This window comes from Pseudomonas sp. xss_4 (genome assembly GCF_043104125.1).
GTDB lineage: Bacteria > Pseudomonadota > Gammaproteobacteria > Pseudomonadales > Pseudomonadaceae > Aquipseudomonas > Aquipseudomonas parafulva_B.
Genome location: NZ_JBICKJ010000069.1, coordinates 165,191 through 179,749 on the forward strand (window position 1 = coordinate 165,191; position 14,559 = coordinate 179,749).

16 protein-coding genes are annotated in these 14,559 nt (G+C 60.2%); 8 read left to right on the plus strand and 8 right to left on the minus strand.

The window, feature by feature from the left end; translation table 11 throughout:
- Positions 1-18 precede the first annotated feature (18 nt).
- The gene (pbpG, locus tag ACF8GB_RS14290; protein ID WP_058637316.1) at positions 19-945 is read right to left on the minus strand and encodes a D-alanyl-D-alanine endopeptidase; all 927 of its coding nucleotides are present in this window, start codon (positions 943-945) and stop codon (positions 19-21) included.
- A 290-nt stretch (positions 946-1,235) separates the two neighbouring features.
- On the opposite strand from pbpG, the gene ACF8GB_RS14295 reads away from it, so the two are divergent.
- Entirely contained in the window at positions 1,236-1,424 is a 189-nt protein-coding gene (locus tag ACF8GB_RS14295; protein WP_058637315.1) for a hypothetical protein, read from the plus strand.
- 72 nt (positions 1,425-1,496) lie between these two features.
- On the opposite strand, the gene ACF8GB_RS14300 is transcribed toward ACF8GB_RS14295, so the two are convergent.
- From ACF8GB_RS14300 to ACF8GB_RS14310, 3 genes are all read right to left on the minus strand, one after another.
- The gene (locus ACF8GB_RS14300) at positions 1,497-2,375 is read right to left on the minus strand and encodes a DMT family transporter (RefSeq protein WP_058637314.1); all 879 of its coding nucleotides are present in this window, start codon (positions 2,373-2,375) and stop codon (positions 1,497-1,499) included.
- 140 nt (positions 2,376-2,515) lie between these two features.
- Positions 2,516-2,890 carry a response regulator gene (locus ACF8GB_RS14305; RefSeq protein ID WP_196127601.1) on the minus strand — a complete coding sequence of 125 codons (375 nt, stop codon included), beginning with the start codon at positions 2,888-2,890 and terminating at the stop codon, positions 2,516-2,518.
- A gap of 280 nt (positions 2,891-3,170) precedes the next feature.
- Positions 3,171-3,353 carry a hypothetical protein gene (locus ACF8GB_RS14310; RefSeq protein WP_078478749.1) on the minus strand — a complete coding sequence of 61 codons (183 nt, stop codon included), beginning with the start codon at positions 3,351-3,353 and terminating at the stop codon, positions 3,171-3,173.
- 217 nt (positions 3,354-3,570) lie between these two features.
- Between ACF8GB_RS14310 and ACF8GB_RS14315 the strand changes: the two genes are divergently transcribed.
- Entirely contained in the window at positions 3,571-4,392 is an 822-nt protein-coding gene (locus ACF8GB_RS14315) for a shikimate 5-dehydrogenase (RefSeq protein ID WP_058637311.1), read from the plus strand.
- A gap of 59 nt (positions 4,393-4,451) precedes the next feature.
- On the opposite strand, the gene ACF8GB_RS14320 is transcribed toward ACF8GB_RS14315, so the two are convergent.
- Positions 4,452-4,694 carry a hypothetical protein gene (locus ACF8GB_RS14320; RefSeq protein WP_058637310.1) on the minus strand — a complete coding sequence of 81 codons (243 nt, stop codon included), beginning with the start codon at positions 4,692-4,694 and terminating at the stop codon, positions 4,452-4,454.
- Positions 4,695-4,787: 93 nt separating this feature from the next.
- Positions 4,788-5,315 carry a lactoylglutathione lyase gene (gene gloA, locus ACF8GB_RS14325; protein ID WP_058637309.1) on the minus strand — a complete coding sequence of 176 codons (528 nt, stop codon included), beginning with the start codon at positions 5,313-5,315 and terminating at the stop codon, positions 4,788-4,790.
- A 299-nt stretch (positions 5,316-5,614) separates the two neighbouring features.
- Between gloA and cobF the strand changes: the two genes are divergently transcribed.
- Positions 5,615-6,379, plus strand: a complete 765-nt coding sequence (gene cobF / locus ACF8GB_RS14330) for a precorrin-6A synthase (deacetylating) (protein ID WP_078478748.1) — start codon at positions 5,615-5,617, stop codon at positions 6,377-6,379.
- 13 nt (positions 6,380-6,392) lie between these two features.
- Here cobF and ACF8GB_RS14335 read toward each other — a convergent pair whose 3' ends face one another.
- Positions 6,393-6,752, minus strand: a complete 360-nt coding sequence (locus tag ACF8GB_RS14335) for a response regulator (RefSeq protein WP_058637307.1) — start codon at positions 6,750-6,752, stop codon at positions 6,393-6,395.
- A 234-nt stretch (positions 6,753-6,986) separates the two neighbouring features.
- Between ACF8GB_RS14335 and ACF8GB_RS14340 the strand changes: the two genes are divergently transcribed.
- From ACF8GB_RS14340 to ACF8GB_RS14360, 5 genes are read left to right on the plus strand one after another with little or no spacing between them, the layout of a single operon-like run.
- Positions 6,987-10,451: a response regulator gene (locus ACF8GB_RS14340; protein WP_392527208.1), complete on the plus strand. Its 3,465-nt coding sequence runs from the start codon at positions 6,987-6,989 to the stop codon at positions 10,449-10,451.
- Positions 10,448-11,269: a protein-glutamate O-methyltransferase CheR gene (locus tag ACF8GB_RS14345; protein WP_058603911.1), complete on the plus strand. Its 822-nt coding sequence runs from the start codon at positions 10,448-10,450 to the stop codon at positions 11,267-11,269. Before ACF8GB_RS14340 ends, ACF8GB_RS14345 begins: the two co-directional genes overlap by 4 nt.
- Positions 11,266-11,841, plus strand: coding sequence for a chemotaxis protein CheB (locus ACF8GB_RS14350; protein ID WP_196186611.1), 576 nt, complete (start codon positions 11,266-11,268; stop codon positions 11,839-11,841). The genes ACF8GB_RS14345 and ACF8GB_RS14350 overlap by 4 nt, the downstream gene beginning before the upstream one ends.
- Complete coding sequence (locus ACF8GB_RS14355) at positions 11,835-13,061, plus strand: ATP-binding protein (RefSeq protein ID WP_392527209.1); 1,227 nt, start codon at positions 11,835-11,837, stop codon at positions 13,059-13,061. The genes ACF8GB_RS14350 and ACF8GB_RS14355 overlap by 7 nt, the downstream gene beginning before the upstream one ends.
- 45 nt (positions 13,062-13,106) lie before the next feature.
- Positions 13,107-13,484, plus strand: a complete 378-nt coding sequence (locus tag ACF8GB_RS14360; protein ID WP_027914716.1) for a response regulator — start codon at positions 13,107-13,109, stop codon at positions 13,482-13,484.
- 81 nt (positions 13,485-13,565) lie between these two features.
- Here the strand turns inward: ACF8GB_RS14360 and ACF8GB_RS14365 are convergent, their stop codons facing one another.
- Positions 13,566-14,435, minus strand: coding sequence for a DMT family transporter (locus ACF8GB_RS14365; protein WP_392527210.1), 870 nt, complete (start codon positions 14,433-14,435; stop codon positions 13,566-13,568).
- Positions 14,436-14,559 lie beyond the last annotated feature (124 nt).

The following is a 14,559-nucleotide window of genomic DNA, read 5'->3' on the forward strand; positions in this document are numbered from 1 at the left end:
CTGACCAAACCCTGGGAGTCAGTCAGCGGCCAATCGCGCCTTGTGCCGATCGGCCTTGTACTGCATGGCCACCGCCGGGGCCGGCTTGGTCGCGCCCGTTTCCAGCCACTGGCGCATGCGGCTGGCGTCGGCGAAGTGGGTGTACTTGCCGAATGCATCGAGAATGACCATGGCGACCGGCCGGTTGTCCATGCGGGTCAACAGCACCAGGCAGTGCCCAGCCTCGTTGGTGAAACCGGTCTTGGTCAGCTTGATGTCCCAGTTGCTCTTGTTCACCAGGTGGTCGGTGTTGCGAAACCCGAGTGTGTAGTTGGGTTTGCTGAACGCTACCGTTTTCTCACGGGTTGTCGACAGCGTACTCAACAGGGGGTACTTGCGCGACGCCATCAATAGCTTGGTCAGGTCGCGTGCAGTGGAGACGTTCTGAGTCGAAAGACCGGTGGGTTCGATGTAGCGGGTATGGCTCATGCCCAGGCTGCGTGCCTTGGCGTTCATTGCCTTGATGAACGCCGGGTAACCGCCAGGGTAGTGGTTGGCCAGGGTGGTCGCGGCGCGGTTTTCCGAGGACATCAGGGTGATCAGCAGCGTCTCGCGTCTATTCAGCTGGCTGCCGAGCCGAACCCTGGAGTAGACGCCTTTCATGTCCGGGTTGTTGGCGATGGTCATGGTCAGCATTTCGTCCATGGGCAGCTTGGCGTCGAGCACGACCATGGCCGTCATCAGTTTGGTCACCGACGCGATGGGCAGCACGCGGTCTGGGTGACTGGCGTACAGCTCCTTGTTGCTGTTGAGGTCGATCAACAGGGCGCTGCCGGAGGCCAGGTGCAGCTTGGCAGGGTCACGTTGCAGCTGGGCGGTGGGCTGTGCAGCGACAGCGGCGCTGATGGGGGTCACGGTACCTGTGAGCAACAACAAAAGGCTGAGGGTAGACAGGATCGTTTTCACGTTGAGGCTCACTAAAGGGGGCTATGTCGTTGGCATTGCGAGGGTTTTCCCCAAGCCGGCGCATTCTGGAGTATGGCTCAAGCCGTGTCGATTGCCTTATCACCAATGGGCGCAAGGTGAAGAGAATTTAATCCTGCGGGTAGGGCTACAGCCATTTGGCTGCCCCGACTCTGTCCAGCCCCTACGGCCCTTGGTCGCCCAGCTCCTAGAGCCGCTTGGGCTGTTTTACTGATTCGAGGTGAACTCCATGGGACCCAGTCCTGTCACCTTTGAACACGGAGGATCCAGGCATGGTTGTGAAGTTGAGGACGTATCGCGGAGACGACATCCCGGAGTGGTACCAGCGTGACGATCTCGATGAGCTCTACGAGGTCGAGGATCAGCAGGGGGATGTGCAATTGCTCGAAGATGACGAGGATGCAGTGAAGCTCGTCGTAGACCTCACCTATGAAGATGAAGATGCGCCCAAGCCTGAGTGATGGGAATCAGATGATGCCTCGCAGCGGGCCCAGCACCCACAGGCCCGCTGTTATTTGCGTATCGCAAAAGCCTTAGGACCTGCGCCAGGCAAGCCAGGCAATGCCTGTGAGTCGAAGCTCTGTCACGGCCAGCCCGACCAGGATCAAGCCTGCGCCGGCCAGGCGCTCGGCAGGTAAGCGATCACCGGCCAGGAAGTAGCCGAACAGGCCACCGAAAATTGGCTCGCATATCAATATCAACGCCACCTTTTCCGGAGCCAACACTGCCTGTGCGCGGTTCTGGATCGCGTAAGCCAAGGCTGTTGCCAGCAGCGCCAATGCCAGGAGGGTGGCGGTGACAGGCAGCGTGGTGGGCACGGAGAACGCGTTGTTCGCCACACTCCATATCAACGAAAGCACGCCGACGACGCCCAGTTGAATCGAAGCCGATGCCATGGCCAGCGCTGGCGTGGTGAACGTCGATACCATCACGATATGCAAGGCGAAGCACACGGCACACCCCAGCACCAGCAAGTCACCGTAGTGCAGGGTGAACCCGTCCAGGCTCAGCAGGCCAAGTCCGAACACCGCGATCCCGGTTCCGATCCCTTGCTTGAGGCTCGGGCGACCCTTGCCCATGAGGTAAAGCAGCACTGGTGTAAAAACAGTGCACAGGCCCGTGATGAAGCCGGCATTGGAGGGCGTAGTCAGCGCGGTCCCGGAGGTCTGCAGCGAAAAAGCCATGAACAACACGACCCCGGCCAAGCCCGCATTCAACAGCGTGCCTAGGTTCATCAGTCGAAACGAGCGAATCGAGAAGGGAAACAAGGCCGCTGCTGCCAGGCTGAACATCCACGCATTCAAGGTGGAGGCAGCCATGATGGTCAGCGTGTCGTGTTTGGCCACGAAGCTCCAGCCCCACACCGCCGTGACAGCCAGAAGCGAAATCGACCATAAAGTATTTTTCGACATGACGAATCCTTGGGCAGGCATTTATACCGAATGCCAGGCCGAGCTATTTTCGTCAGCGGTACCCAAAGATCGCAAAGATAATTCAGCACACAGGCAATGGCAATTGTTCTATTCGCCACCCAATTCCCCCTCGCAGGCGATCAGCGGGTGCCCGAATCCGATGTAGTACAGCGCATCAATAAGCAGATCATGTCGTCAATCGACCAAGGCTTGCCAATGAACGCTGCGGTGGGAGGCAGCGGCATATCGATCTTGCTGTAGCCACCACTCGTCACGATCACGGGCAGGGATGGACACTGCTCGTAAGCCATCCAGGCAAGGTCCCAGCCATCGAACGGGCCCGGCGTACGAACATCGGTCACGACCGCTGCCCAGGGTTGCTTGTCGAGTTGCCGAATACCTTCTGTTGCGGTTTCCACCGCCATTACCCGAGCGCCTGTTTCTTCAATGATCAAAGACAGGAACTCTCGCAAAGCGGGTTCGTCTTCGACGACCAAAATCCGTTTTCCAATCATCACCGCTGACCATATTCCGTCTATGCCTTTTCCGAGGACACAGAGCCCGACCTGTTGCCTCGAGGGGATGAGCGGTGCGGTTTGTACAATTATTGGTGAGATTGCCGCCCTTTGTACAACCCCTGTTATTGACTATCCCCGCTGCTCGGACGAGTTTTCCAATACGCAGCAGTGGGCATCTCAAGTGCCTAGCTCAAGAATCGGCAGCCTGTGCATGGTCATCAGGCAAAAAAAAGCCCGCACAGTGGCGGGCAACAGGGAGCAGCACTAAATGTTCGTGTCAGGCGAGGAGGGTGCCGGGTTGCAACTTTTCAATCAGGGCGCGGGCACTGGCCAGGCTCGGCATCGGTCCGCTGACCGGCTCGCCGTTGCTGACCAGGTACCAACAAGCCAGCAGGCCCTGATCGCGCAAATTGGCCGGTACTGCCGAGCCGATAACGGACATGATCTCGATAGTGGCCATCTGCTGTCCTCCGCTAAAACATGGGGTTACTGTACCGATGCCGCGGGTGGGACTGAAATCAATGTGCTCAATAGTGCTTATCAGTTTTGCCTAACGTGCAGGCAACGTTGTGCAACGGCCGATGAGCACAGCGTGACGCGCAGTGTCGAACCGGTAGGCTTGGGCCAACGGCTCTGCTAGGCTCATTCGCCGTCTGTACACCGCAAAAGGATCGCGTATGCCCCTTACCCCCAGCAGGGATACCGTGCTGTGCATTTCCCTGGCAGGCCGCCCAGGCACCTTCGGTGTCCGCTTCCACAATCACCTCTACGAGCAGCTTGGCTTGGATTTCTATTACAAGGCCATGCGCACCGATGACTTGCCGGCAGCTGTTGCAGGCATCCGGGCGCTTGGGATTCGTGGTTGTGGTGTCTCGATGCCGTACAAGGAAGCGTGCATGGCGTTGGTCGATGAAATCGACCCGTCGGCTGCGGCAATCGATTCAGTCAACACCCTGGTCAATACCGAGGGCCACCTCAAAGCCTATAACACGGACTACCTAGCAGTCCGGCAGTTGCTGACGCAGCACAAGGTCGACCCGACTACGGCGTTCGCCTTGCGTGGCAGCGGTGGCATGGCCAAGGCGGTGGCCAGCGCGTTGCGGGACGCAGGGTTTGGCGAAGGCATCATTGTCGCCCGTAACGAGCAGGCCGGGCGGGAGCTGGCCGATGTGTGCGGCTACCGCTGGCTGCCTGAGCTTGACGACCTTTGCCCGCCGATGCTGATCAACGTCACCCCGGTGGGCATGGCCGGTGGGCCAGAGGCGCAGCAGCTCGCGTTCAGCGAGATGGCAATTGCTGCGTCCGAGCGCGTATTCGATGTCGTGGCCATGCCAGTGCAAACACCTCTGATCGAGCATGCAGAGAAGCTTGGCAAGCAGGTGATCACCGGGCTTGAAGTCATCGCATTGCAGGCGTTGGAGCAATTTGTCCTGTACACCGGCATCAGACCAACCCCTGAGCAGGTACAGGCTGCCGTGGGCTACGCGCGCCAAGGTTGAGCCAGGGGCAGATCCTGCACTATTCGGCGACCAGCAAGTTGAGCTGGTCGCTGCAGCGATTAGAACGCTTGCCTGGCCTTATCCAATTGCTCGTCAACCAGCGCACGACCATACGCCAGCGACACATGCTGAGCATTGTCCAAGTCGCTGAAGAACTTCATGGGCATCGATAGCCGCCGGCTGACATGGCCGTCGGGTGCCGTGATCAGGCAGCCTGCTGCAAAGGGTAAGGGCGAGTCAGGGTGAGGCATCACGCTGGCGGTGATGAGGTGCTTGCGATATTCACACTGGAGCGATTGCATGATCGGTACCTCGCTGTGGCAATGAAGCCTTTACTTCATATACCACAGCAGAGGGCATGCAGGCGGTCGCCCGACGAGCGTGGCCTGTGAGCCTTAAGCTTTGAGCTCGCCAGGCTGGATGACCTCGACCCAGTAACCATCTGGGTCCTTGATGAAGGCCAAGTGGTTCATACGCCCGTCTTGCAGGCGTTTCTGGAACGGCACGCCTAAGGCTTCGAAACGGGCGCATGCTTCACGCACGTCCGGCACCGATACACAGATGTGGCCGAAGCCGCGTGGATCGGTATTGCCATCGTGGTAGGCGAAGTCGGCATCCTGTTCGGTACCATGGTTGTGCGTAAGCTCAAGCACGCCCGGGATCGACTTCATCCACTGATGGCGGGCATGGTCGTCCTCTGGAATCTGGGCGGGGTCGACCAGGGCCAGGAAGTACAGGCTGAAAGCAGCCTCTGGGAAATCACGCTTGTCCACCAGGCGGAAACCCAACACCCGCGTATAGAAGTCCAGCGACTTCTGGATGTCCTTGACCCGCAGCATGGTGTGGTTGAAGACGAATTGGGCAGTGGCAACGTCAGGCTGTGCGGTGACACCCGGAACGGTTTGCAGATCGTGCAAGCTCATGGAAACTCCTGAGACGGGGCCGGGTGCCAGGACCCGGCGAAACGGACAGGCTGCTAATGATACGGCAGTGAAACGATTGCGCAAATGAAAGCGCCCTGCTCAAGGCAGGGCGCTGGAATTAGAGGCCCGCGTGTGCGGGCGCGTGATGGGGTCGCTAGTCCGTTAGCTGTGTTCATGGTGCCCGCGGCGCTGTGAAAAAAGTGTGAAGCCAGTGTTGAGGTTTCATCATGGCGCTGACGCGATCAAGTTCATCGCCGGTTGCTTTGTGGCAACCGGACGAAAGCGTACGAGGAGGGTAGATGAAACAGGTACTGCTGATCGGCATCGGCGCTGGGGATCCTTGCCACCTGACCTATGAGGCGGTCGATGCACTGCGCGGTGTGGACGTGTTTTTCGTCATGGACAAAGGCCCCGAGGTGCAAGACCTTCTGGGGTTGCGCAAGGCGATTCTGCAACGCTACCTGCCAGACCACAGCTATCGCATCGTGCAGATCACCGACCCGCCACGCGCCAGACAGCCCTCGGGGTATGCAACGTCCATTGAAGTCTGGCACCAACAGAGGGCGACAGCCTATGCCGCCGCGCTGCAAATGGAACTGCAGCCAGGGCAGACCGGCGCATTTTTGCTGTGGGGTGAACCTGGCTTGTACGACAGCACGCTGCGTGTGATGGAGCTGGTGCGTGAACGGGGGGTGTCGCTTGCCTTGAAGGTGCTACCCGGAATAAGCAGCATGCAGCTGTTGGCCGCCCGTCACCAGATCGCGCTCACGCGTGTCGGTGAGCCGTTGATCGTGGTGCCGGGGCGGAGGCTGGCGAGTCTCGGGCGCATCGATAATGTTGTGGTAATGCTCGATAGTCACTGCGCCTTCGCTGCACTGTCGGATCCAGCGCTCACGATCTTCTGGGGCGCTTACCTGGGAACCGCGGACGAAATGCTGATCGCCGGGCCCCTGGAAGCGGTCAAGGCACGCATCCTGGAGGCCCGGGCAAGTCAACGTCGGCGCAAGGGTTGGATAATGGACATCTACTTGCTGCGTCGTGAAGTGTTCGCGACTACGGATTGACCAACCTGACCGGCTACTGCGCCGAGCGGGGGCCAAGAATGGAGGCCACCGTGTCTCGCAACTGATCGATGGAGTAAGGCTTGCCAATTCTATACATGCCTTCCGGCACGTCGACGTTTTCTCCATACCCACTGGCGAACAGCACAGGGAGCATAGGGCGCAGCCCGCGTGCGCTCTTGGCCAGGTCATGGCCATCCATGTCCGGCAAGCCAACATCGGTTATCATGAGTTCGAGCGTTTGGTCAGGATTTTCGAGTACTTTCAGTGCGGTCGCAGCGTCATGCGCCTCGATCACGGCGTAGCTCAGATCTTCGAGGACCTCGACCATGAGCATGCGTACGATGTCGTCGTCCTCGACTACCAGAAGGGACATGGTTCAGATCCTGTCTTGATGAATGTCTTTGCTCTGTGCCTCGCCAAGGCCCAGAAGTTCCCGAAGGATACCGATCTGATCGATCCGATGGAACGATTGGAACAGGTATGTTTCAAATGCTGGCTAAATGCCGGGCCAACTGATCAGGGCTTGCGCCAGGCCAGGGGCTGCCCCTCACCATAAGGAAAGATTGACCATGCTGTTCATGGACTCCATTTGCTCGGGCGTTTTCAGATGATACAAGCTGCCTCGATGGACCAACGTAGCTTTCGCAAGCTGTTGAGCCGCAACATCGGCCTGCCCCTGGGGCTCGGCCTGCTCGGTGCCGTGGCATTCGTCGCCGTTATCAACTACCTGCTGTCTGCCATGCAGTGGGTGGAACATACCGATCAGGTGATTGGCAATGCCAACGAGACGCTCAAGCTCTCGATCGACATGGAAACGGGCATGCGCGGGTTTCTGATCACGGGCGATGAACGCTTCCTGGACCCGTACGAGGTGGCCAAGCCCAGGATCTTCAACAGCCTGCAAAGCCTGCGGAGCATGGTCGAGGACAATCCCCAGCAGGTCGAACGCATCGACCGGCTGATCGCGCTGCAGGGGGCGTGGAACGACTTCGGCAGCCAGATGATCGAGCTGCGCCGCGTCGAAGGGGGATACCGCGAGCTGATCGGTAATGGCCGTGGCAAACGCCTGACCGACGAAATCCGCAAGGAGTTCGAGGACCTGATCGGGGCCGAGCAACAGCTGCGCATGACCCGCAACGAGACGGTCAGCAGTGTCACCGTCGCTGGCATCATCACGTTCGTTGTGTTGCTGGTCGGGCTCAGCGCATTACTCGCTTATCTCGGGCGCCGTGACCTGCTGGCCCTGTCCGATAGCTACACCAAGAACTTGCAGGCCCAGCAGCGCGCTGCGGAGCGCCTGGAGCATCAGGCCTGGCTGCGCAACGGCCAGACCCAACTGGCCCAGCAGGTGCTGGGTCAACTGTCCCTGCCCATGCTGGGTGACAAGATCCTGCGCTTCTTCGCTGCCTACCTGGGCAGCGTGGTGGGCGCCGTGTATGTGCGGGATGAACATGGCCGTCTGGTGCGCGTGGCCAGTTATGGGCTCGAAGCCCAGGAGCAGGCCCGCGAGCAGGTGCTGGGTGATCATCACGGCTTGCTGGCACAAGCAGTGCGTGAAGAACGGCTGATCCGCCTCGATGCCCTGCCGGAGGACTATTACCGTTTGGCGTCGGGCCTGGGCAAGGGTTTACCCCGCAGCGGCCTGATTGTGCCGGCTACCGAGGACGGCCAGGTCAACGGCGTCATCGAGCTGGGGCTGCTGCGCCCTTTGCAGGAGCGCGACGCGGAGATGCTCGAGCGCGTGGCGGGCAACCTGGGTATGTCGATCGAAAGCGCCCGCTACCGTCAACGCCTGCAGGAGGTGCTGGCCGAAACCCAGCAGCTCAACGAAGAGCTACAGGTCCAGCAGGAAGAGCTCAAGACCGCCAACGAGGAACTCGAAGAGCAGTCCCGGGTGCTCAAGGAGTCCCAGGCTTATCTGGAGACCCAACAGGCGGAGCTCGAGCAGACCAACGAACAACTCTCCGAACGCACCGATGCACTGGACCTCAAGAACGAAGAGCTCAGCCGCGCCCAGACCGAGCTTCAGGCTCGCGCCGATGAGCTGCAGCGTTCGAGCAAGTACAAGTCCGAATTCCTTGCCAACATGTCCCACGAGCTGCGCACGCCGCTCAACAGCTCGCTGATCTTGGCCAAGCTGCTGGCCGAGAACGGCGAGGGCAACCTGAGCCAGGAGCAGGTCAAATTCGCCGAGTCCATCTACTCGGCAGGCAATGACCTGCTCAACCTCATTAACGACATCCTGGACATCGCCAAGGTCGAGGCCGGCAAGCTTGAGGTGCGCCCCGAAACGACCCACGTCGATCGGCTGGTCGAGGGCTTGCGCGACATGTTCACGCCACTGGCCTCCCAGAAAGGGCTGGGCTTCGAGGTCACAGCTGAGGACCACGTGCCTGCGACCCTGTTCACCGATCGCCAGCGCCTGGAACAGATCCTCAAGAACCTGTTGTCCAACGCCATCAAGTTCACCGAGCGTGGCCAGGTCAGCCTGAATATCGGCTACCAGCCCGAGGCCGGTATCGTTTTCGCGGTGCACGACACCGGGATTGGTATCGCGCCTGATCAGCAGCAAGCCATCTTCGGCGCATTTCACCAAGTCGATGGCACCAGTAACCGCCGCTATGGAGGCACCGGGCTGGGCCTGTCCATCTCGCGCGACCTGGCCCGCCTGTTGGGCGGGCAGATCACCGTACAGAGCACGCCGGGCCAAGGCAGCGTATTCAGCCTGGTACTGCCAGAGCGCCATGATGTCGACGAACAGCCCGTCGCGCCCCTTACCCTGCGCCCTGCGGTGACTTCAATGCCATCGGTCATCCAGCCGCCAGCATCGGCGGCCAAGCCCCCGGTACTGGCCTTCACCGATGATCGCGAGCGGGCGCCGTTTACCAACCGCTGCATTCTGGTCATTGAGGACGAGCCAAACTTTGCCCGTATTCTCTTCGATCTGGCCCATGAACTGGGCTACAGCTGCCTGGTGGCCCATGGCGCGGACGAAGGTTTCGAGCTGGCCGCTCGGTTCCTGCCCGATGCCGTACTCCTGGACATGCGACTGCCGGACCATTCCGGCCTCACTGTACTGCAGCGCCTGAAGGAGCGGACCGAGACGCGCCACATCCCGGTGCATATCATTTCAGTCGAGGATCGGGTCGAGGCGGCCATGCACATGGGCGCGGTCGGTTACGCGGTCAAACCCACCAGTCGCGAGGAGCTCAAGGAAGTCTTCGGGCGCCTGGAAGCCAAGCTGACCCAGAAGCTCAAGCGCATCCTGCTGGTCGAAGACGATGACCTGCAGCGCGAGAGCATTGTCCGGTTGATTGGCGACGAGGACGTCGAGATCACCGCCGTGGGCCTGGCCCAGGAGGCCTTGGCACTGCTGCGCGAGCACGTCTACGACTGCATGATCATCGACCTCAAGTTACCCGACATGCTCGGCAACGAGTTGCTCAAGCGCATGACGGCCGAAGACATCCGCGCCTTCCCGCCTGTGATCGTCTATACAGGCCGTAACCTGACGCGCGAAGAGGAGGCCGACCTGCTCAAGTATTCGCGCTCGATCATCATCAAGGGCGCACGCTCGCCCGAGCGTCTGCTCGATGAGGTCACCCTGTTCTTGCACAAGGTGGAGTCGCAGCTGTCCCATGAACGTCAGCGCATGCTCAAGACCGCGCGAAGCCGCGACAAGGTATTCGAGGGGCGCAAGATCCTGTTGGTAGACGACGATGTGCGCAACATCTTCGCCCTGACCAGCGCCCTGGAGCACAAGGGGGCCATCGTCGAAATCGGCCGCAATGGCCGCGAGGCCATCGAACGCCTGGAACAGCATGAAGATATCGACCTGGTGCTGATGGACGTGATGATGCCGGAAATGGACGGTTTCGAAGCGACCCGGCTGATCCGCCAGCAGCCTCGCTGGCGCAAGCTGCCGATCATCGCTGTGACCGCCAAGGCGATGAAGGATGACCAGCACCGCTGCCTGCAGGCCGGCGCCAATGATTACCTGGCAAAGCCCATCGACCTGGACCGCCTGTTCTCGCTGATACGTGTATGGTTGCCGCAACTGGAGCGAATTTGATTAGCGAACGCAATACCGACATCGAGATCCGCTTGCTCATCGAGGCCATCTACCTCAAGTACAGCTACGATTTTCGCAATTACTCCGGCGCTTCGATCAAGCGTCGGATCTTGCATGCCCTGCGCCAGTTCGACTGCCAAACCGTGTCTGCGCTTCAGGAGCGGGTACTGCATGACCCTGGCATGTTCATGCAGCTGTTGCAGTACCTGACGATTCCCGTCAGCGAGATGTTCCGCGACCCTGGCCACTTCCTTGCCCTGCGCAATGAAGTGGTCCCGCTGTTGCGCACATGGCCATCGATCAAGATTTGGATTGCCGGCTGCAGTACAGGCGAAGAGGTGTATTCGATGGCCATCTTGCTGCGCGAGGAAGGTCTGCTGGAGCGCACCATCATCTATGCCACCGACATCAACCCGCACTCGCTGGAAAAAGCGAAGCAAGGCATCTATTCCATGCCGAGCATGCGCGAGTACGAAGAGAACTACAGGTTGGCCGGTGGGCGCCGTGACTTTTCGGAGTACTACACCGCTGCCTACGGCAATGCCATCATGGACAGCACCTTGCGTGAGCAGGTGACCTTCGCCGACCACAGCCTGGCCACCGACAGCGTGTTCTCGGAAACTCAGCTCGTCTCGTGCCGCAACGTGCTCATCTATTTCGACAAGGTCTTGCAGGACCGGGCCCTGGGCCTGTTCCACGAGTCTCTCTGCCACCGGGGTTTCCTGGTACTGGGCAGCAAGGAGTCGGTCGATTTCTCGGCCTATAGCCAGCGCTTCGAGCCCTGGGTCAAACCTGAACGGATCTACCGCAAGTCATGAAGGGCATACAGGCTGTGGTGATCGGTGCTTCGGCGGGCGGTGTGACTGCTCTGTTCAAGGTGCTCGGCGGGTTGCCAGGGGCGTGCAGGGTTCCGGTGGTGTGCCTGTTGCATCTGCCCGAGGACCGGCATAGCCATCTGGCTGAAGTGCTGCAACGTCGCCTGGGCCGGCCGGTGCTCGAAGCCCGCGACAAGCAGTCTTTGCAAGACGGCGGCATTTTTGTGGCAGGCCCTGGTTATCACCTTTCGGTGGAGTGCGACTTCACCCTGTCTTTGAGCCAGGAACCGCCGCAGCATTTTTCCAGGCCTTCGATCGATTACATGTTCATGTCGGCAGCCGATGCCTATGGCAAGGCGCTGCTCGGCATATTGCTCACTGGCGCAAACGAAGATGGCGCCCAAGGGCTTGCCTACATCAAGAACAGCGGCGGCCGGACCATCGTCCAGGACCCCCGCGATGCACAGGTCGCGCTGATGCCGGAGGCCGCCTTGGCCCTGCACCGGCCCGACCATATTCTTCCTTTGAGTGGTATCGAGCAGTTGCTTGGTACTCTGGAATCCAGCGCATGTTAAGCCAGACCATCGCCAAACTGCTGATCGTCGACGATCTGCCAGAAAACCTCCTGGCCCTCGATGCCCTCATCCAGGGTGACCATCGCGAGGTGCACCAAGCCCAGTCCGCCGAAGCGGCGCTGTCCCTGCTGCTTGAGCACGAATTCGCCTTGGCCATCCTGGACGTGCAGATGCCTGGCATGAACGGGTTCGAGCTGGCCGAGCTGATGCGCGGCACCGAGAAAACCCGCAACATCCCCATCGTGTTCGTGACCGCGGCCGGGCGCGAGATGAACTATGCCTTCAAGGGCTACGAAAGCGGTGCCGTGGATTTCCTCTACAAGCCGCTCGATACCATGGCGGTCAAAAGCAAAGTCTCGGTTTTCGTCGATCTCTACCGTCAGCGCAAAGTGCTCGACCAGCAACTGCAAGCGCTCGAACGCAGCCGGCAGGAGCAGGAAGCCTTGCTGGACAAGCTGCAAAGCGCACGCTGCGAGCTGGAGCACGCCGTGCGGATGCGTGATGATTTCATGTCCATCGTCTCCCATGAGGTGAGGACGCCGCTAAACGGTTTGATCCTGGAAACGCAGCTGCGCAAGCTGAACCTGGCCAGGGGCAATCTGGAGGCCTTCAGTGAGGAAAAGCTCAAGGCCATGGTCGAGCGCGACGAGCGTCAGATCAACAGCCTGATACGGCTGATCGAAGACATGCTCGACGTGTCACGCATCCGCACCGGTAAACTGTCACTGCGCCCGAAGCTGTTTGACCTCAGTCAGCTGGTACGGGGGTTGGTGGAGAACTTCACGGCGCAAGCGATCGCGCTGGATACCCGAATCGACCTGCATTGTGACGGGCGCCTGGCTGGCGAATGGGACGAGTTCCGCATCGAGCAAGTGCTGGCCAACCTTTTGTCCAACGCCCTGCGCTACGGGGAGCGCAAACCTGTGCACGTGCGGGTGTTCGAGCTCGACGGCATGGCATGCGTGCAGGTGCAAGACAACGGCATTGGCATTGGTGCGGCCAACCAGCAGCGCATCTTCCAGCAGTTCGAGCGGGTGTCGAACCATCAGGCTACTGGTGGCCTGGGGCTTGGGCTTTATATCTCCGAGCAGATCGTCCACGCCCACCGCGGGCGCATTCTGGTCGAGAGCGAGGAGGGCCAAGGTGCCACGTTCACCCTGCAACTGCCGCTTGGCGTGCGCGAGCAACAAAACGATCAGGCGCGGGCAACCTCTGCGTGAGCCCGGGGTCTGATGGCAAACTGCAAGAATTTCCAAGGTTTCGATATGAGTGAAGATGCACAAGATGTGGTGTTGGTCGTCGAGGACGAGCCGGCCATTCGCATGATTTTGCGGGACTACCTGGCTGGGGAGGGCTACCACGTGCTGGTTGCCGAAGATGGCGAGCAGGCGTTTGCCATCCTGGCCAGCAAGCCGCACCTGGACCTGATGGTGACTGACTTTCGCTTGCCCGGTGGCATTTCAGGGGTGGAAATCGCTGAGCCCGCTGTCAAGTTGCGGCCGGACCTCAAGGTGATCTTCATCAGCGGCTATCCAGCGGAGATCCTGGAGTCTGGCAGCCCGATCACCCGCAAGGCGCCCATCCTGGCCAAGCCGTTCGACCTCGATACGTTGCACGACAAGATCCAGACCCTGCTGCGCTGACAGCGGTAGTTTGCAGCAAAGCAGCTGGCCACTGGTCGAGCGATCAGTGGCCTGGTTCCAGTTCCACCGCAGGATTGCGCGTCAATGGGCGAACCGCTTGGCCCCGGCAACACACAGCACCGCACCCGCCGTCACCGCCACCATGGCCCAGCTCACCTGCTCGTGCAATAACACCGCCGCCAACCCCAACCCGATGAAGGGCTGGACCAACTGCAATTGGCCTACTGCCGCGATCCCGCCTTGGACGAGCCCGCGATACCAGAACACGAATCCAATGAACATGCTGAACAACGCCACATAACCGAAGCTGAACCAGGCAGAGGCGCCGACTTGCGTAAGGTTCGCCCTCGTGGGCATGGTGATGATTGCCAACACCAGCATCGCTGGTAGCGCAAGCAGCAACGACCAGCTGATCACCTGCCAGCCGCCCAATGTGCGGGACAGGCGTGCTCCTTCTGCGTACCCCAATCCGCACACCACGACTGCCGCGACCATCAACCCATCACCCAGTAGCGAAGCCTGCCCTGCAGAGGTTGATGCGTACCCCGCCACCAACCCGGCACCTGCCAACGAAAATGCCCAAAACAACGGCCTGGGACGCTCGCCGCCACGCAGCACGGCAAAGCCAGCGGTGCACAGCGGCAGCAGCCCCACAAACACAATGGAGTGGGCCGAGCTGACGTGCTGCAAGGCCAATGCAGTCAGTAGCGGGAACCCGACCACGACGCCGAGTGCCGTCACGCCCAGGGATGACCAATCGCCTCGCCCAGGCCGGGGCTGACGCAGCAAAATCAGACAACAAGCACCCACTAACGCGGCAATGGTTGCCCTCGCGCAGGTCAAGAACGTCGGTTCGAACGCCGTCACGGCAACGCGTGTTGCGGGCAAGGAGCCTGCGAAAATCACCACGCCGATGAAACCGTTGATCCAGCCGCTTGCTGTTCTCTGCATCTCGCACTCCTTGTCATCAATGAAGCCAGTACAGCACCAACGTGCGCTTTGATGCCATGTACAATCCAGTACAGTTTGGCGGAACTGTCAGGTATCGATGGGCAGTACAGGTGAGAGGATTTCA